Origin of the sequence: Escherichia sp. MOD1-EC5990 (assembly GCF_002965285.1) — a bacterium.
In the GTDB taxonomy this organism is placed as follows: Bacteria; Pseudomonadota; Gammaproteobacteria; order Enterobacterales; family Enterobacteriaceae; genus Escherichia; species Escherichia coli_F.
The window spans coordinates 205,397-221,055 of sequence record NZ_PTRV01000002.1; the positions used below are offsets into that span (position 1 = coordinate 205,397).

Below are 15,659 nucleotides of genomic sequence, written 5' to 3' on the forward strand. Positions count from 1 at the left end.
GCTTACGAAGGGCAGACTACCCACGAACGTTAAACACCGCATACGTGTTATTAAGCAACACTTCGGCAATCTCATCCGCGGGTTCCGGGCGTAACTCGCACAGCACGGCAAACACACGGGCGGCCTGTTCAGGGCGATTAGGCTGCCCCTGAAAACCATTGAGCGGCATATCTGGTGCGTCGGTCTCCAGCAACATCGATGCCAGCGGCAGCTTTGCGATGACATCGCGGGTTTTACTGGCGCGTGGATAGGTGATAGTACCGCCTACGCCAATTTTGTAGCCCAGCTGCACAAACCGTTCGGCCTGTTGCAGGCTGCCAGAAAAACCATGAACCACACCAGTGCGTGGCAAATTTTGGCGTTTAAGATGCATCGCCAGTTTGTCGTGCGTGCGCCGTGAATGAAGGATCACCGGCAGATCGTAGCGTTTCGCCAGTTTCAGTTGTTCATCAAGCAACCACTGCTGCCTCTCAAATTGCGGATCGTCACCAAAGAGATCCAGGCCGATCTCCCCCACCGCCACCACCTTCGTCGGACGTCTTCCCAACGCCTGCTGTAACTGATCCAGCGATGCATCGTTATGTTTTTCCAACATCCCCGGATGCAACCCTAAAGCGGCATACAGCGGTTGATAATTTTCCGCTAACGCCTGCACGCGGGCAAAATTTGCCGCCTCGGTGGCCGGAACAATGATCTTGCCTACGCCCGCTTGTGCCGCGCGTTGCAGGCTGGCCTCTTCATCGCCACTAAACGGCGGGAAATCAAAATGGCAGTGGGTGTCGATAAAACGGCAAATCAAGCCAAATCCTCATTGTTAAATGTCGGGTCGTTCGCCTGTGGAGCGTCTATCACCTCGGTAACCAGCGTATCGTTGGCGACGGGTGCAGGCGGAATAACGATCGACTCCGGCGTCACCACCGGCACCAGATGGCGGCTCAGCGGCGCTTTTTCAGTCAATAACTTACCGACCGTTGCCAGAAAATAACGCCCGCATAAACGCCCAAGTTTATAGTCTTCACGCAGCGCCGGAATCCGACTGCCGAGCGCGATACTATGTAATGGCTTCGGCGGATAAATTTCGAATATCCTCAACTGGCCCGGTGGTTTCTCAATAAATTGCTGAATCTCACGATAGCTGGTTTCATGATGCTGCACCAGATTGACCAGCGGCTGCAGGCTACTGTCACCCAGCCAGCGTTCCATGCGTTTGAACCACTGCGGCGTATAGTACATTTGTGACGGCACAGTGCGGATAACGACCAACGTTTTTGCGCCCTGCCTTGCCGCCTCTTTAACCGGGATCGCATCACTGATCCCGCCATCCAGGTAATTAATGCCTTCCAGCGACACTCCGCTACGATAAAAGCCAGGTATTGCACTGGAGGCGCGAATCACATCCAGCCAGTTTTGTTTGGTTGGTAAAAAGTAATTCGGCGCGTAGTCATCCTGACGACAGGCGCACATATAAAACGATTTGCCGCTGTCAAATAGCCGCGCTGCGGTGTCCATTTGCAACGGCATCTGGCTTGCGGTGGCCTCCACCAGCCAGTCGAGATCGATAAGATTTCCTCCACGGACAAAGCGCAATGGATCGAAAAATTCGCGTTTTGTGGTATAGCGCATGATGACTTTGCGCGCGTAACCGGGCTGATTGCAGATATACGCCGAGAGGTTCTGCGCCCCGGCAGATGTGCCGAGATAAAGATCGAAAGGATTAAACTGCGCGCGCATAAACTCATCCAGCACGCCAGCTGTGAAAATTCCACGCTGCCCGCCGCCTTCGCACACCAGAGCTATTCGTCCAGGCTGGAACGGCCTTAGCGACAACGGCGCAATATTACCAAGCGTTACAGGTATTCGCTGCCCCACCTCTGCCTTCCTGTTTTGTTGTGAAAGAATGACAAAGTAACGCAATTTATTATTCGCTAAAACCGCAAAAGCCAGTCCGCTGGACTGGCTTTGGATAAAATTTTCTTAATGGTCTGAAATCTAGGGTCGTTTTCGGCCCATGAACAAACTCACCAGGAACAGAATAATCCCGACGACAAAGACAATTTTAGCTGCGCCTGCAGCAGTACCGGCCAGACCACCAAACCCAAGTGCGGCGGCGATTAACGCGATAACCAGAAATATGATGCCCCAACGAAACATATAAGCGTCTCCTTTACCATAGTTAATGTCACCGCTTGATATGAGCGTGAAAATCACTCAATGCGATATTTTTAGTGTGGTGCACATCGCGCCTCCCGACAAAGTTCGGGAGGACGAATTACGACGAATTACTTAGTTTTCAGATCATTTTTAACGCTTTTCACACCATCTACCGCTTTGGCGATACTTTCAGCACGGTCACTTTGTGCCTGAGAATCTACGGTACCGGAGAGCTGAACCACGCCATCGGTTGTTTCAACTTTCACTTTACGTGAAGGGACGATATCGTCCGCCAGCAGCTTAGCTTTGATTTCACTGGTGGTGGCGGTGTCACCCGCGTAGCCCTTCACAGAGCCTTCTTTAGCGTCGCGAACGTGCAGTTTGTCGCTGACAGAGGTCACGCCTTCAACGCCTTTCGCCACTTTCACTGCCTCTTCGGCCTGGGCCTGGCTTTCAACGAAACCGCTCAGGGTCACGACTTTTTGATCGGTTTTGACAGAGATATCGGTGCTCTTGATGTTGTCATGATCCACCAGGGCCGCCTTCACTTTCGCGGTGATAGCGCTGTCATCCATGAAATTACCGACTTTATTCATAGAGCTATCGACTTTTTGCCCTGCGCTTTCATTGGTTGTCTGCGCGTTGTTTTCTGCGTAGGCAGAGCCGGTCGCGACGGCAGAGGTCAACATTACAGCCAGCAGAGTTTTCGAAATCTTCAGTCTTGTCATAGTCATCGATTTATTCCTGTATGTTTGCTCGTAATTTGAGCCTGGCAACACGAGGTTGCATTGCTGAATAGGGAGAGACTTCACCCTCTACAGAAGTCAACGGTCTCCATCACAAAATCGATGGGTGATGAATAACGACCATTACAGCCTCTGAATCAGTTATTAATATCGGTAGAATGACAATCGACGGCTTTAGATACTGATATCTACGCATTGAACGGTATTTAACGCCGTCAGAAATGTCATTACTTTGTTAAATATAGATCACAATTTTGAAACCGCTCGGGATATCAGCGAAAACATAAGCAAAAGTGAATGTTTTAAGAACATTCCGTAAGCGGCTAATAAGGAAGGGAAATTGACAGGGCGCAGCGGCTACCGCGCCCTGGAGGCAAGAATTAATGCTCGCGAGTCTGGTGGAACTGAACGTCCGGATAACGTTCCTGCGCCAGGCGCAGGTTGACCATGCTGGTAGCGATGTAAGCGAGGTTATCGCCGCCATCAAGCGCCAGTTGGCTTTCGTTCTTACGCTTGAACTCTTCGAATTTCTTCGCGTCCGCACATTCTACCCAGCGTGCAGTGGCAACGTTGACTGACTCATACACTGCTTCAACGTTGTATTCGCTCTTCAGGCGCGCTACCACCACATCAAACTGCAGCACACCAACCGCACCAACGATCAGGTCGTTGTTGGAGATCGGACGGAACACCTGCACCGCGCCCTCTTCGGAAAGCTGTACCAGCCCTTTGAGCAGCTGTTTTTGCTTCAGCGGATCTTTCAGGCGGATACGACGGAACAGTTCCGGCGCAAAGTTCGGGATACCGGTGAACTTCATCATCTCACCCTGGGTAAAGGTGTCGCCGATCTGAATAGTGCCGTGGTTGTGCAGACCAAGGATGTCGCCCGGATACGCTTCTTCAACATGCGAACGGTCGCCCGCCATAAAGGTCAGCGCGTCGGAGATCACCACATCTTTCGCGGTGCGCACCTGGCGCAGCTTCATACCTTTTTCATATTTACCAGATACCACACGCATAAACGCCACGCGGTCGCGGTGTTTCGGGTCCATGTTGGCCTGAATTTTAAATACGAAGCCGGTAAATTTATCTTCGCTCGCCTCTACGATACGGGTATCAGTCTGACGCGGCATCGGCGCAGGTGCCCACTCTACCAGGCCATCCAGCATATGATCGACGCCGAAGTTACCCAGCGCAGTACCAAAGAACACTGGAGTGATTTCGCCCGCAAGGAACAATTCTTTGTCGAACTCGTTAGACGCGCCTTTCACCAGTTCCAGTTCGTCACGCAGCTGCTGTGCCAGATCTTCACCAACCGCAGCATCGAGATCCGGATTATTCAGCCCTTTAACAATGCGGACTTCCTGAATGGTGTGGCCTTTACCGCTCTGATAGAGATAGGTTTCGTCTTTATAAAGGTGGTAAACACCTTTAAACAGCTTGCCGCAGCCAATCGGCCAGGTGATCGGCGCACAGCCGATTTTCAGCTCGTTCTCAACTTCATCGAGCAGCTCCATCGGATCGCGGATATCACGGTCAAGTTTGTTCATAAAGGTGAGGATCGGCGTATCGCGCAGACGGGTAACTTCCATCAGCTTACGGGTACGATCTTCAACACCTTTTGCGGCGTCGATAACCATCAGGCAGCAGTCCACCGCCGTCAGGGTACGATAGGTATCTTCCGAGAAGTCTTCGTGCCCGGGGGTGTCGAGCAGGTTAACCAGGCAGTCGTGATACGGAAACTGCATCACAGACGTGGTAATGGAGATCCCACGCTGCTTTTCCATCTCCATCCAGTCCGACTTAGCGTGCTGGTTGGAACCACGGCCTTTTACTGTACCGGCGGTCTGAATGGCCTGTCCGAACAGCAGCACCTTCTCGGTGATGGTCGTTTTACCGGCGTCCGGGTGAGAAATAATTGCAAAGGTTCTTCTTTTCGCTACCTCTGCGGCCAAAAGGCTTGTCATAATTGTTGTCTCTTTGATTATGTACAATCATATGTACAAAGAAAAATTCATGCCGCTGATTGTACATTTTGGAGGTATCAGAGCATAGCAGAACATGATCAGTAGGTGTATTTGTAGCCAAAGAACATTTGTACATGCAGCAATCTTTGTTCTATTGACACTGTTTATTCATACAGTTAAAAATAACACTGTATACAAACACAGTATAGAGGGATTTTTATGCGTATTGAGATCTGCATAGCCAAAGAGAAAATGACTAAAATGCCAAACGGTGCTGTGGATGCGTTAAAGGAAGAATTAACTCGACGCATCAGTAAGCGTTATGACGATGTAGAGGTGATCGTAAAAGCCACCAGCAACGATGGCCTTTCTGTTACGCGCACCGCCGATAAAGATTCAGCTAAAACTTTTGTTCAGGAAACTCTGAAAGATACCTGGGAGTCTGCTGACGAGTGGTTTGTTCACTAATTAACACGTAAAATCGGTAACGGCTGGAAATCATTTAATACTCGCACTATCGGAAGTTCACCAGCCAACCGCAGCACGTTCTTGCATACGACGTGTCTGCGGTTTTTCAACCATTTAGATACAGCACTCTCATCGCATTCATTCTTCCGCATTAAAGTATATATGACCATATCACCTTAATATTTTTCTTCTTCAGATAAAAATTGTTATCTATGTATACTTTTAAACCGAATCCGTGTAGAGTCTCTACCTAAGTTAGTTCACAGTTACCCCTTCAGTTTGCGCCATTAACCTCCTGACTTTTGCCGCTATCTGTAAGCATTCCTGTATACCTGAAACTACAGGGGTCATCTACGAACTTTAAGAACACCCAGGATAAAAATTGTCAACTATATTATATATAACACCATACTAATTCGAGGTTATATGAACAGCATACTGATAATCACTTCACTACTTATCATATTCAGCATTTTTGGTCATGCTCTAATAAAATTAGGGATTGGCATATCCAATAACCCGGACAAAACCGATGTATAAGTCAACATATCCTTAATCAGACATACAATATTGCAATGAAAACCAATAATATTTTAAGGAATATCTTCATGAAATCAAAAGACACCCTAAAGTGGTTCCCTGCGCAGCTTCCTGAAGTCAGAATTATCCTGGGAGATGCTGTCGTGGAAGTAGCAAAACAGGGAAGACCTATCAATACCAGAACATTGCTTGATTACATTGAAGGAAACATAAAGAAAAAGTCATGGCTGGATAACAAAGAATTATTACAAACAGCGATATCAGTTCTTAAAGACAACCAAAATTTAAATGGTAAAGTGTAACCCCCCTGAAAAATAATTTTTTAATGCATTAAAAAATATCAACAACTACGTTATTCCTCAACAACCTACTTTTTTACCATTTTTCCACTTTAACAACATTTTGCTCCACTTTTCCACGACCAAACAACTTGAAATCTGGTTAAAATAACATACAACACTATTATTCGTCTTCCTCGAGTCCGCCCGGATTTCGAAAAACAAACCGAGTTAAAGCCATTTTTCAAAAAATCGATTTTGGGTTACACCAAAATTACGGGACTGCATCCGAATTCGTTTATTTTCGAACGTATACATACAAATATGTACAATAATAAGCGAAATAATTTTTGGATATGCATTATGATATGTACACCAATTTCGTATAGAGTCTCACTATGTCTCGAATTTTTGCTTACTGTCGGATATCAACTCTGGATCAGACCACCGAAAATCAACGCCGGGAAATCGAAAGTGCAGGTTTTAAAATCAAACCTCAGCAAATAATCGAAGAACACATTAGCGGCTCAGCAGCAACCAGTGAGCGTCCTGGTTTTAACCGGTTGCTTGCTCGCCTGAAATGTGGTGATCAATTGATTGTGACAAAACTGGATCGCCTTGGTTGTAATGCAATGGATATCAGGAAAACAGTGGAACAACTGACCGAAACAGGTATCAGAGTGCATTGCTTAGCATTGGGGGGCATTGACCTGACCAGTCCAACAGGAAAAATGATGATGCAAGTAATTTCAGCAGTCGCTGAATTTGAACGAGACCTTTTACTTGAACGCACTCATTCCGGGATAGTAAGAGCCCGGGGCGCAGGGAAACGTTTTGGTCGACCACCTGTGTTAAATGAAGAACAGAAACAGGTGGTATTCGAACGAATTAAGTCAGGTGTAAGTATAAGTGCCATTGCCCGGGAATTCAAAACCTCGCGGCAAACCATTTTAAGAGCCAAAGCAAAACTTCAGACACCTGACATATAAAAAATAATCTCGGTGTGAGATGCTTTACGTCTTCCAAGCCCCCTTCCTTGCCGTAAATGGAAAGATACATCTAATTATAGAATTTATATGTTTTACCCTACGGCAGTGCTGGCCATTCAATATCCTGTGCAGTTGACGTATCAACACGGTTCAGCAACACCCGATACTTTTTCCAGGCTTCCAGCAACGGGGTTTCTTCCTCCGTTGCATATACAGCTCACCTTTTTTCACCCACGATTAACCAACAGCCAGACCAGCAGACACGCCACCACCGGCACAGCAAAATCCATCAGGCTTGCCACATCCCACACGCGCGGATCAAAACCGCCCCACCACGGCATGTTAATCCTCTTGCCATGCCCAAACATTTCAATCCAGCGATATTCCGCCTGGGTGTGTTCACGCGCAATGAAGAACGTACAACCGGCTATCGCCCCGTAAGCCCAGTTCCCGGTAAAAAGACCAACCAGTAGCTGCGCAGCCACAGCACAAAGCGCATGAAGGAAAGGTGTTATATCCATTTTCATCCTACCCAATAAAACGGGGCGCTCGGCCCCTTGATATTATTTAGACGCAAGCGCCGCCTCAATTGCAGATAATCTTTGTCTTAATTCTGCGTTTTCTTCTTCCAGTGCTGTTATTCTGTCGTCTGACTCTCTGGCTACCTGAACAAGCAAGCCAGTAACACCAGAATAATCTACTGTGTAATAACGTTCACCTTCTTCACCTTCCGATCCGCTTGCACCGTCCTGATATTTCATTGCGGAACCTACAACTTCTGGGATTGCTTCCAGAGCTTCCTGTGCAATGACACCAGCATAGGGCATACCGTTTTCTTTAAGCGTGTATGTATAGCCGTTCATTTTACGGATGCGGTCGGTTGCATTATCGATCACCTGAATGTTGTCTTTCAGATCCCGGTCGGAATGCTGGTTAAATGCGGTGGCATGACATGCACCATTAACGCTTAACATATAGGTGTTATCGGTATTTTTTTGCGCATAGAACATATAAGCGCCACCATCAACACCGACTTCATAAACAACAGGACGGCTGGAGTTGCCCCACAATTGAGCAGTAACACCAGCATAAGCGGTTCCCTGTGTGTTTAATGTCATGGTTGACCCATGATTGGCATATTTGATCTGTAATGTGTCGGTGTAATCAAATTTAATAAGCGCGTTACTTCCACGCTTGCTGTATGACATAAGGCAGTTACCCATTTTGAGGTATCCGCTGTCACCGGGAAAAATCATCGTACCGCCATAAAGGTTGGTAAAGTCCCAGCAAATGTTTGTCCCGTTATCGTTCAGGTTAAGGCGCGCCATTGCGTTACCTGGACTGTCTATCCATTTTTTGAGGTATAGTTCGCAATACGCATCCTCAACACCTGCCGTCCTGTGAGTTGAGCGGAGTTTTCTCCCAAATATAGCTCCGCTAGTTGGCAATACCTGCTGATACCATGAAGCAGACCAGTCACCAACGATTTCATCTTTGCTGTCTACATATAATTTTGTTGCGTAGCTTCCTTGATCGTTTTTTAATTTGCTAACGTCGGATTTTAGCGTTTTGATGTCATCAGGAATTACTGTCGATGTAGCCATTTGTCTCCCTCACATCCAGCCACGAAGTTGATGCTCAACAACAATCGCGTATTTATCGAATATTGACGATTTTTTTGCATCATTAATGATGCGCACGTTTACAAAATATCCGTCCTCCTTAACACATACCGGTTCGCCATCTTCAGTCAGTTCTCCGGTTTCTTTGTACACGTTACCTATCACGTCAATAAGAATATCACCCTGCATCGACTCGTCATCATAATAGCCAATACTCTCCATAAAGGCCGAAAAGTCGGCCCTGTCTGCAAATTTGAGCGTTAAATCTTTCATTTAATACTCTCCCCCATTTGCGCATCAGTTAATTCTTTATGCCAGAGACGAAGATTTCTCAAATGGCCGAATAGATGACGAGTTCCCGATGTGGCTTGACCTCCAATTCGAATAAAGGTCCGTGTTTTTACGCCCGTCCACTCCGTTTTCATGGTTTTAGTAGCCTCACCGTTAGAAACTACTCGTTTAGTACCATCAGAATAAATATTAAAACCACCAATGAATTTTCGAACATCAGTTCGACCAGCAAACACACTAGAAACGTAAGTACTTGTCGACGCTTTATAAGTTTGCATATAAAGCTGACCGTAATATTTCTCAGTTGTGTTAAAAGCGTATGTAATTGACTCAATAGGTGGCACACCAGAAAAATCAAAAATACGCGGTGCTACATTAGGAGGAATATCGCCCCAATTTCTATTAACCTCGACCAGGCACGTAAACGGTCTATTATAGATATTATTTTCAGTTGGGATCGTCACCATATCACTGGAGCGGGTTGCGGGTACAGTTGTCGTAATAACAAAAGATGAAGCACATCCGCCGTTTTCAAATTGTGGTGTTGCAAGGTAAATATAATCTCCCGCTTCAGTTACACCACCTTTTTTCGGCGCATACTGAATCATTGCGCCAATTAAGGTTTCACCTTCAACAGCTTCTATAGTTGCCTCATAGAAAATCCACCCTGTAACCGGATCTTTAGTTGCAGTAGCTGCTATTCTATTGGCTGCTCCGCCAGTTTTTTCTATTATCAGAGTTCCGAAAGTTAAATAAGCATCTCCTAAAAATGTATAAACCGACCCATCGTATTTTTCAAAACGCAAACGACAACGAAGACCATCAGGAGCTTTAACCCTGCATGAAACAGTGCAATACTTATTATCGCCACTAACATCAATCCCCCGGGATGCACTGCATGTATGCAGACTAAGTGCAGATGATTGTCCTGTCATATTATCTTTTGTTCGCATTTTGGCATATGAAAAACCAAATTCATCAACACCATTATTAGTTTTATCGATATTGCTGGTACTCGTCCATTCAGCGGGGATATTGGATTTAACAAAATAGTTAGTGCGCTGTCCTTCAATCAATAAACCTTCTTTTTCAAATCGTGGCTCATCAATTTTAGCAACACTAAATACGCCTGATTTATTGATATATGTGGCAGTTGATGCGCGTTTAAACTTTACAACCTTATCGCCAGGCATCGTTATTTCATCATCACCAATAACAATCTTTTTATATGACGGCGAAAAGCCCGTAATCATATCCAGTGAATCGTTAAACGGTATCCACACATCGGGAAGCGGCTGCAAAACTTGTTTATACGGCTCCGCAGCCTGGCTTGCATACTCTCTGGCTGCGTCTTCACTTGCTTTTGCAGCCGTCTGGCTTGCTGCCGATGCTTTCGCTGAGTTAGCCGCCGCAGTCTCGCTCGCCTTTGCGTTGGTTTCACTGGTTTTTGCAGCTTTTTGACTGTTGGCTGATGCAGAGGCAGAAGAAGCCGCCGCACTTGCAGAACCAGCTGCGGCACTCTCGCTTTGGGCTGCTGCATCCTGACTGTTTTTCGCCGCAGTTTCACTGGCTTTGGCATTCGTTTCGCTGGTCTTCGCTGCCGTCTGGCTGGACTTTGCGTTAGTTTCACTCGTCTTCGCAGCTTTCTGGCTGTTAGCCGCAGCAGTTGCTGATCCAGTTGCTGAAGTCGCAGAACCGGCTGCCGCGCTCTCGCTTTGGGCTGCTGCAACCTGGCTGTTTTTTGCCGCAGTTTCACTGGCTTTGGCATTCGTTTCGCTGGTCTTCGCTGCCGTCTGGCTGGACTTTGCGTTGGTTTCGCTCGTCTTTGCGGCTGTCTCGCTATTTTTCGCGTTGGTTTCTGATTTTTTGGCTGCTGTCGCGGAGTTTTCTGATGCAGTCTGTGAGGTCGCTGCCGCCTGTGCACTATTAGCTGCATTCGTTTCTGAGGTTTTCGCCGCGTTCTTCGATGATGCCGCTGCAGTTTCGGATTTCTTTGCCGCCGCTGCGCTCTGAGAGGCGGCTTCGGCGTTGCGTGCCGCTTCTTCCACCATTTCCTCAAAACGACGCAATGCCTCCGGCATGACATCATCTTCCGTCATGGCACCGAGAAAATCATTCAGCGTACCTGGTCTGGAACCTTCATAGACGGTAATGGTTCCGGCATGTGAAGGCGGAAAACCTTCAACAAGCAGGATAACGCTGTACTGGCCATACTCAACATCCATGCTGTAACGCCCGGCTTCATCCGGATTTTCAGAGGCCACCGTGTTCACCAGTACCGTGGTGCTGTTACGCTTTGCCTTCAGTTGAATAGTGCAGTTCTGTATTGGTTTTCCCGCACCATCTTTCAGCACACCTGAGATTTTTACTGCTGCCATATCCACTCCACAAAAAAGCCCGCCTGAACCGGCGGGCTGTCATAACACTGTGTTACCTGGCTAATCAGAATTTATAACCGACACCCACGATGAAACCGTCAGTGCGCCAGTCACCACTGCCGGAACCTTCATAAGCAAGGTCAATGGCCACGGATTCGGTCGGGTTAAACTGCACGCCAGCCCCCCACGCCAGAGACGTGTTGCTGTGGCGACCGTCATCACTTCCGGTCAGCACATCGTGCGTTTTCCCCTTGTTGTCAGTTACGCGGAGATAATCCCCGGAGAAGGTCGACACACGGCTGTAAGCCATACCCGCCATCGCATAAGCACTGAACCATTCATTCACGCGTACAGATGGCCCCGCCATCATGCTGAACCAGCGGTTACGCACGGAATCTTCATGCCAGCGGGTATCGCTGTAATGCGTTTTTTGCTCATCTTTGGCATTGGCATAACTGAATGACGTCACCAGCCCCAGCGTGTCCGTAAATTCATAACGGTATTTCACGTTAATGCCCTTCAGGTCATCACTGCCTGGCATATCAGTATGGGTCTGAAGATACCCGGCGCTTAGTGTGGACTGATGCTCTGCTGCGCTCGCTGGCGTACCAGCGGCAACCAGCCAGACTACTGCGGACAGAATAACAGCACATAATTTACGCATAATTACCTCTCGCTTTTCTGCAATAAAAAAGGCGTCATTTCTGACGCCCGTATTGGGGTTATAAAATTCAGCTGATACTGATGCCTGCGGTGGCTTTCTTCATCACCACAACCAGCAAATCGCTGATACTTGCTGTGGGATACCAGTCATTTACCAGCCATGCTGACACCGAAAACTCCAGCGTCATGTGACCGTGACCGGCAGGCATATCAATAACGCCACTGTAAATCAGCGTATTATCCAGCGCGGTACGGTTATAAATTTCAGCACCGTTTTTCCGCACTATCAGACGGCATGAGGAGTAAATATCAGTATGCTCTCTCTCATGTTTAGCGCCGCTGAATGCCACCGCCGGAATAACAATCTGCCGGTCAAACGGCTGATCGTCATAAATCCTGACGGTAATGGTCCCTGATGGCCACCGTTCCGGTGCACGGGAGTCCCGGGGGAAAGCTTTGCCCACTGTTTTAACGAGATCGCCTTCAATCTGGTTCGCGGACAGTTTTCCCAGAACCCGGCAGTTCTCGTTAATCGTGACGTTGTTGAGCGTCCCGGAGTTCGCATTCACGTTACCGCTGATATCGGCATTTTTCGCCGTCAGCCGCCCGTCCGGTGTCAGGGAAAATGCCGGAGGATTACCGCCGCTGGTAATGGTGGGAGCCGTCAGATATTTCAGGAACACTTCATTCATAAATATCTGATCGCCCTGACCAACAAACATCGGCTTTGTGTTGCCATTCGCAGGATTAACCATCGCAATCCTGTCCGCCGCCAGCAGCACCTGACTCTGCATGCCGTCAGGGGTGTTCTCAATACCGGCACCAATACCCGCGATATAAAGGCGTCCGTCCTGCATCTGCTGCAGCTTCACAGCCCACATGCTGTTCAGGTTATTATTTGTATCAACCTGAACCTTCTGTATCTGCTGAATTGCCGCACTCTGGTCTTCCAGTTTCTTATTGACGGTCTGCGTGATTTCATTGCTGACATCCGTAATGGACGTCCTGATTTCAGCCAGGTCAGGCGCAAGCTGACCGTTATCAATCTGCGTCCACAGCTCCTGAGCCAGATGGCTTTTCCCTATCTCGCCTTTGAAAAAATCCAGATAGCCGGATGCATCATCACTCGGCTGGCCAACAGCCTCCACAAATGCCGATTTGCCAACGGTGTTCACACTGCGGATGTAAAAATAATAATCATGGCCCGGTTTGATATTGATACTGGCAGCTATCCAGTACAGCGCCGTGCCAAGATAGCGGGCTGTGGTTTCAACCTGCCTGATATCCGCAATCCGCTTTTCCGAGAACCAGAACTCAAACTGTACCGTCGGATCATAAACGGCAAGATGGGGCGTGGCGGTTATCTGAAAATAGCCCGGCGTCAGCTCAATCCGCGACGGCGCTGCCGGTGCGGCAATCCGGAACGATACCGATGCCGGATCGCCCTGCTGTCCCCACGCATTTACCGCCCGGACCGTCAGCGTGTAACGCCCCAGCGCCAGTTGCCTGAAGCGGTATGTGGTTTCCGTCGTCCTGGCCGTGCTGACCAGCCGCTCACTGCCGTCGTCCGCTGCCACGGTCAGGCGAAGCAGGAAGCTCACGCCCTTCACCACCTTCGGCGTGTCCCAGCGGGCCAGTACCTGATACTCCCCGCTGTCTGCGGTGACTTCGGCAGTCAGGTGCTGCACCGCTGGCGGCGTGACACCATTCACCGTGCCGCTCTGGTCACCGTCAAAGTGCGCCCCGTTATCCACGATGGCTTCTTTCTCCGGTACATGCTGCACGGCGGTGATGGCATACGTGCCATCGTCGTTCTCACGGATACTCACGCAGCGGAACAGGCGCTGGCGCAGCGTCGGCAGCTTCAGCCCCCATACGCTGTATTCAGCAACACTGTCAGGAACACGGCTCACTTTTACCTTCACGCCGTCGGTGACGGACTGAACCTCCACGCTGACCGGATTGCCACTTCCGTCAACCAGGCTTATCAGCGTGGTACCGGAGGATGGCAGCGTGATTTCACGGTCGAGCGTCAGCGTCCGGGTCTGGCTGTTCACCGCCAGTACACGACCACCGGTGCTGATACCGGCATAGTCATCATCACAGATTTCAATAACATCGCCCGGTACATGGCGAAGCCCTTCTGCGCCGACGCTGAAATCCACGGTCTGCGTTTCCAGCAGTTCCGTTTTAATCAGCCACAGCCCGGCGCGGTGTGCCTGCCCCCGGCTGGTACAGCCAAAGGCATCCATCTTCGTGACGTTACGACCGTAACGGGCAATGGCCTGCGTGTCCTCCACAAGCTCTGTCGCCGTCTCCCAGCCGTTGTTCGGGTCAATCCAGTTCACCTCAACGGCATTATGGCGGTCCTTCAGGGCGCTGAAGCTGTAGCGGAACGGCGCGCCATCATCCGGCATCACCACATTACTGCGGTTATAGGTCCACACCTTATCCGACGGTCGGTCCTGCACGAATGTCAGCGTCTGCCCGTTCCATACCGGCATACAGCGCATCGCCGAGCAAAAATCACTGAGCACATCCCACGCCTTGCGCTGTGTGGCCAGGTACGCATTACAGGTGATGCGCGGCTCCGTGCCGCCAAAACCATCCGGCACCGACTGGTCGCAATACTGGCCGATGACATACAGCGCCCATTTATCCACATCTGCCGCACCAAGACGTTTCCCCATGCCGTAGCGCGGATGGGTCAGCATATCCCACAGACACCAGGCCATGTTGTTGCTGTATGCTGGCTTAAACGTTCCGTCCCAGATACCGCTGTATTGCCGCGTCTGCGGGTTATAGTTCGACGGCACCTGCAGAATGCGCCCGCGAAGATGATAATTACGGCTCACCTGCTGGCTGCCGAACTGCTCCGAATCCACCTGCACGCCGACCAGTGCCGTGTTCGGGTAGCACTGTTTCACATCGATGATTTCGGTGTATGACGACCAGAGCGTTTTGTTCTGCAGCTGGTCTGTGGTGCTGTCCGGCGTCATTCTGCGCATCCGGATATTAAACGGGCGCGGCGGCAGGTTATCCACCACCACCGAGGCCAGATACTGTGAGGTGGTTTTGCCCTTAATGGTGATGTCTTTTTCCGTCACCCAGCCACCATTACGCTGTATCTGAACCAGCAGGCGAACTTCCGACAGATTCCGGTCCCCCTTTGAGGTGGTTTCCACCAGTGCCTGCACACCGAAGGTAAAGCGCAGACGGTCGATGTTTGCAGACGTGATGGTCCGGGTAATCGGCGTGTCGTACTTCACTTCCGTACCCAGCACCGTCTCGGAGCCGGAGGATTCAAATCCCTCCGGCGGTGTCTGCTCCTGCTCACCTGCCCGGAACACCACCGTGACACCGGAGATATTGGTATTCCCCTCACTGTCCAGCACTGGCGTACTGTTCAGCAGCACACTTTTTAATCCGTCCACCGGACCTTCAACCGGCCCTTCACTGATGGCGTCTATCACGCTCAGCATCTGGGATGATTTCAGGTTGTCCTTCGCTTCGCGCGGGGTATGCCCCTTACTGCTGCCTTTACCCATTCGTCATGATCCATAAAC

At 49.4% G+C, this 15,659-nt stretch carries 17 protein-coding genes and 2 pseudogenes; 5 read left to right on the forward strand and 14 right to left on the reverse strand.

The features are described from left to right. Positions 1-16 precede the first annotated feature (16 nt). From BEB42_RS03110 to prfC, 5 genes are all read right to left on the reverse strand, one after another. Positions 17-799: a metal-dependent hydrolase gene (locus BEB42_RS03110; protein WP_000563038.1), complete on the reverse strand. Its 783-nt coding sequence runs from the start codon at positions 797-799 to the stop codon at positions 17-19. Continuing rightward, the gene (locus BEB42_RS03115; protein ID WP_000531528.1) at positions 796-1,869 is read right to left on the reverse strand and encodes a patatin-like phospholipase family protein; all 1,074 of its coding nucleotides are present in this window, start codon (positions 1,867-1,869) and stop codon (positions 796-798) included. Before BEB42_RS03115 ends, BEB42_RS03110 begins: the two co-directional genes overlap by 4 nt. Positions 1,870-1,989: 120 nt before the next feature. Further along, entirely contained in the window at positions 1,990-2,151 is a 162-nt protein-coding gene (locus BEB42_RS03120; RefSeq protein WP_000490275.1) for a DUF1328 domain-containing protein, read from the reverse strand. Between the two features lie 128 nt (positions 2,152-2,279). Continuing rightward, positions 2,280-2,885 (reverse strand): molecular chaperone OsmY, encoded by a 606-nt coding sequence (gene osmY / locus BEB42_RS03125; protein WP_001295410.1) that lies wholly within the window; start codon positions 2,883-2,885, stop codon positions 2,280-2,282. A 392-nt stretch (positions 2,886-3,277) separates the two neighbouring features. After that, positions 3,278-4,864: a peptide chain release factor 3 gene (gene prfC / locus BEB42_RS03130; protein ID WP_000202561.1), complete on the reverse strand. Its 1,587-nt coding sequence runs from the start codon at positions 4,862-4,864 to the stop codon at positions 3,278-3,280. A gap of 219 nt (positions 4,865-5,083) precedes the next feature. Between prfC and BEB42_RS03135 the strand changes: the two genes are divergently transcribed. From BEB42_RS03135 to BEB42_RS03145, 4 genes are all read left to right on the forward strand, one after another. Continuing rightward, entirely contained in the window at positions 5,084-5,332 is a 249-nt protein-coding gene (locus BEB42_RS03135) for a DinI-like family protein (protein ID WP_001217539.1), read from the forward strand. A gap of 426 nt (positions 5,333-5,758) precedes the next feature. Then, the gene (locus tag BEB42_RS26150) at positions 5,759-5,872 is read left to right on the forward strand and encodes a YnaM/YnfT family protein (protein WP_001372053.1); all 114 of its coding nucleotides are present in this window, start codon (positions 5,759-5,761) and stop codon (positions 5,870-5,872) included. A gap of 68 nt (positions 5,873-5,940) precedes the next feature. Beyond that, the gene (gene ydfK / locus BEB42_RS03140; RefSeq protein ID WP_000836769.1) at positions 5,941-6,174 is read left to right on the forward strand and encodes a cold shock protein YdfK; all 234 of its coding nucleotides are present in this window, start codon (positions 5,941-5,943) and stop codon (positions 6,172-6,174) included. A gap of 374 nt (positions 6,175-6,548) precedes the next feature. Beyond that, positions 6,549-7,139, forward strand: coding sequence for a recombinase family protein (locus BEB42_RS03145; RefSeq protein ID WP_000086527.1), 591 nt, complete (start codon positions 6,549-6,551; stop codon positions 7,137-7,139). Positions 7,140-7,236: 97 nt separating this feature from the next. Here BEB42_RS03145 and BEB42_RS03150 read toward each other — a convergent pair. From BEB42_RS03150 to BEB42_RS27150, 6 genes and pseudogenes are all read right to left on the reverse strand, one after another. Beyond that, positions 7,237-7,347 (reverse strand): annotated as a pseudogene (locus tag BEB42_RS03150) (tail fiber assembly protein); the annotation flags it as partial. A gap of 19 nt (positions 7,348-7,366) precedes the next feature. Next, a complete protein-coding gene (locus tag BEB42_RS03155; protein WP_001306187.1) occupies positions 7,367-7,660 on the reverse strand; it encodes a hypothetical protein in 294 nt (97 codons plus the stop codon). 42 nt (positions 7,661-7,702) lie between these two features. Then, the gene (locus tag BEB42_RS03160; protein ID WP_001306186.1) at positions 7,703-8,743 is read right to left on the reverse strand and encodes a tail fiber domain-containing protein; all 1,041 of its coding nucleotides are present in this window, start codon (positions 8,741-8,743) and stop codon (positions 7,703-7,705) included. A 9-nt stretch (positions 8,744-8,752) separates the two neighbouring features. Further along, entirely contained in the window at positions 8,753-9,034 is a 282-nt protein-coding gene (locus BEB42_RS03165) for a hypothetical protein (protein WP_000654158.1), read from the reverse strand. Next, positions 9,031-10,305: a phage head spike fiber domain-containing protein gene (locus BEB42_RS27145; protein ID WP_374704714.1), complete on the reverse strand. Its 1,275-nt coding sequence runs from the start codon at positions 10,303-10,305 to the stop codon at positions 9,031-9,033. Before BEB42_RS27145 ends, BEB42_RS03165 begins: the two co-directional genes overlap by 4 nt. After that, on the reverse strand, positions 10,302-10,631 hold the full coding sequence (locus tag BEB42_RS27150; protein ID WP_015674605.1) for a hypothetical protein: 330 nt from the start codon (positions 10,629-10,631) through the stop codon (positions 10,302-10,304). Before BEB42_RS27150 ends, BEB42_RS27145 begins: the two co-directional genes overlap by 4 nt. On the opposite strand from BEB42_RS27150, the gene BEB42_RS27155 reads away from it, so the two are divergent. Next, positions 10,625-11,065: a hypothetical protein gene (locus tag BEB42_RS27155; protein WP_011076512.1), complete on the forward strand. Its 441-nt coding sequence runs from the start codon at positions 10,625-10,627 to the stop codon at positions 11,063-11,065. The two genes, BEB42_RS27150 and BEB42_RS27155, sit on opposite strands and share 7 nt — an antisense overlap. On the opposite strand, the pseudogene BEB42_RS27160 reads toward BEB42_RS27155, so the two are convergent. The 3 genes and pseudogenes from BEB42_RS27160 to gpJ form a co-directional block, all read right to left on the reverse strand. Continuing rightward, positions 11,064-11,430: pseudogene (locus BEB42_RS27160) on the reverse strand (prophage tail fiber N-terminal domain-containing protein); the annotation flags it as partial. The gene BEB42_RS27155 and the pseudogene BEB42_RS27160 sit on opposite strands and share 2 nt — an antisense overlap. A gap of 64 nt (positions 11,431-11,494) precedes the next feature. Further along, positions 11,495-12,094, reverse strand: coding sequence for an Ail/Lom family outer membrane beta-barrel protein (locus BEB42_RS03175; RefSeq protein WP_001228249.1), 600 nt, complete (start codon positions 12,092-12,094; stop codon positions 11,495-11,497). 67 nt (positions 12,095-12,161) lie between these two features. After that, positions 12,162-15,641, reverse strand: a complete 3,480-nt coding sequence (gene gpJ / locus BEB42_RS03180) for a phage attachment tail tip protein J (protein WP_105267160.1) — start codon at positions 15,639-15,641, stop codon at positions 12,162-12,164. Positions 15,642-15,659 lie beyond the last annotated feature (18 nt).

Excerpts from the sequence above, each read along its gene's own strand:
- BEB42_RS03120 (WP_000490275.1), bottom strand. The coding sequence starts at position 2,151 with ATGTTTCGTTGGGGCATCATATTTCTGGTTATCGCGTTAATCGCCGCC.
- osmY (WP_001295410.1), bottom strand. The coding sequence starts at position 2,885 with ATGACTATGACAAGACTGAAGATTTCGAAAACTCTGCTGGCTGTAATG.
- prfC (WP_000202561.1), bottom strand. The coding sequence starts at position 4,864 with ATGACAAGCCTTTTGGCCGCAGAGGTAGCGAAAAGAAGAACCTTTGCA.
- BEB42_RS03135 (WP_001217539.1), top strand. The coding sequence starts at position 5,084 with ATGCGTATTGAGATCTGCATAGCCAAAGAGAAAATGACTAAAATGCCA.
- BEB42_RS26150 (WP_001372053.1), top strand. The coding sequence starts at position 5,759 with ATGAACAGCATACTGATAATCACTTCACTACTTATCATATTCAGCATT.
- ydfK (WP_000836769.1), top strand. The coding sequence starts at position 5,941 with ATGAAATCAAAAGACACCCTAAAGTGGTTCCCTGCGCAGCTTCCTGAA.
- BEB42_RS03145 (WP_000086527.1), top strand. The coding sequence starts at position 6,549 with ATGTCTCGAATTTTTGCTTACTGTCGGATATCAACTCTGGATCAGACC.
- BEB42_RS03155 (WP_001306187.1), bottom strand. The coding sequence starts at position 7,660 with ATGGATATAACACCTTTCCTTCATGCGCTTTGTGCTGTGGCTGCGCAG.
- BEB42_RS03160 (WP_001306186.1), bottom strand. The coding sequence starts at position 8,743 with ATGGCTACATCGACAGTAATTCCTGATGACATCAAAACGCTAAAATCC.
- BEB42_RS03165 (WP_000654158.1), bottom strand. The coding sequence starts at position 9,034 with ATGAAAGATTTAACGCTCAAATTTGCAGACAGGGCCGACTTTTCGGCC.
- BEB42_RS27145 (WP_374704714.1), bottom strand. The coding sequence starts at position 10,305 with ATGATTACGGGCTTTTCGCCGTCATATAAAAAGATTGTTATTGGTGAT.
- BEB42_RS27150 (WP_015674605.1), bottom strand. The coding sequence starts at position 10,631 with ATGCCAAAGCCAGTGAAACTGCGGCGAAAAACAGTCAGGATGCAGCAG.
- BEB42_RS03175 (WP_001228249.1), bottom strand. The coding sequence starts at position 12,094 with ATGCGTAAATTATGTGCTGTTATTCTGTCCGCAGTAGTCTGGCTGGTT.
- gpJ (WP_105267160.1), bottom strand. The coding sequence starts at position 15,641 with ATGGGTAAAGGCAGCAGTAAGGGGCATACCCCGCGCGAAGCGAAGGAC.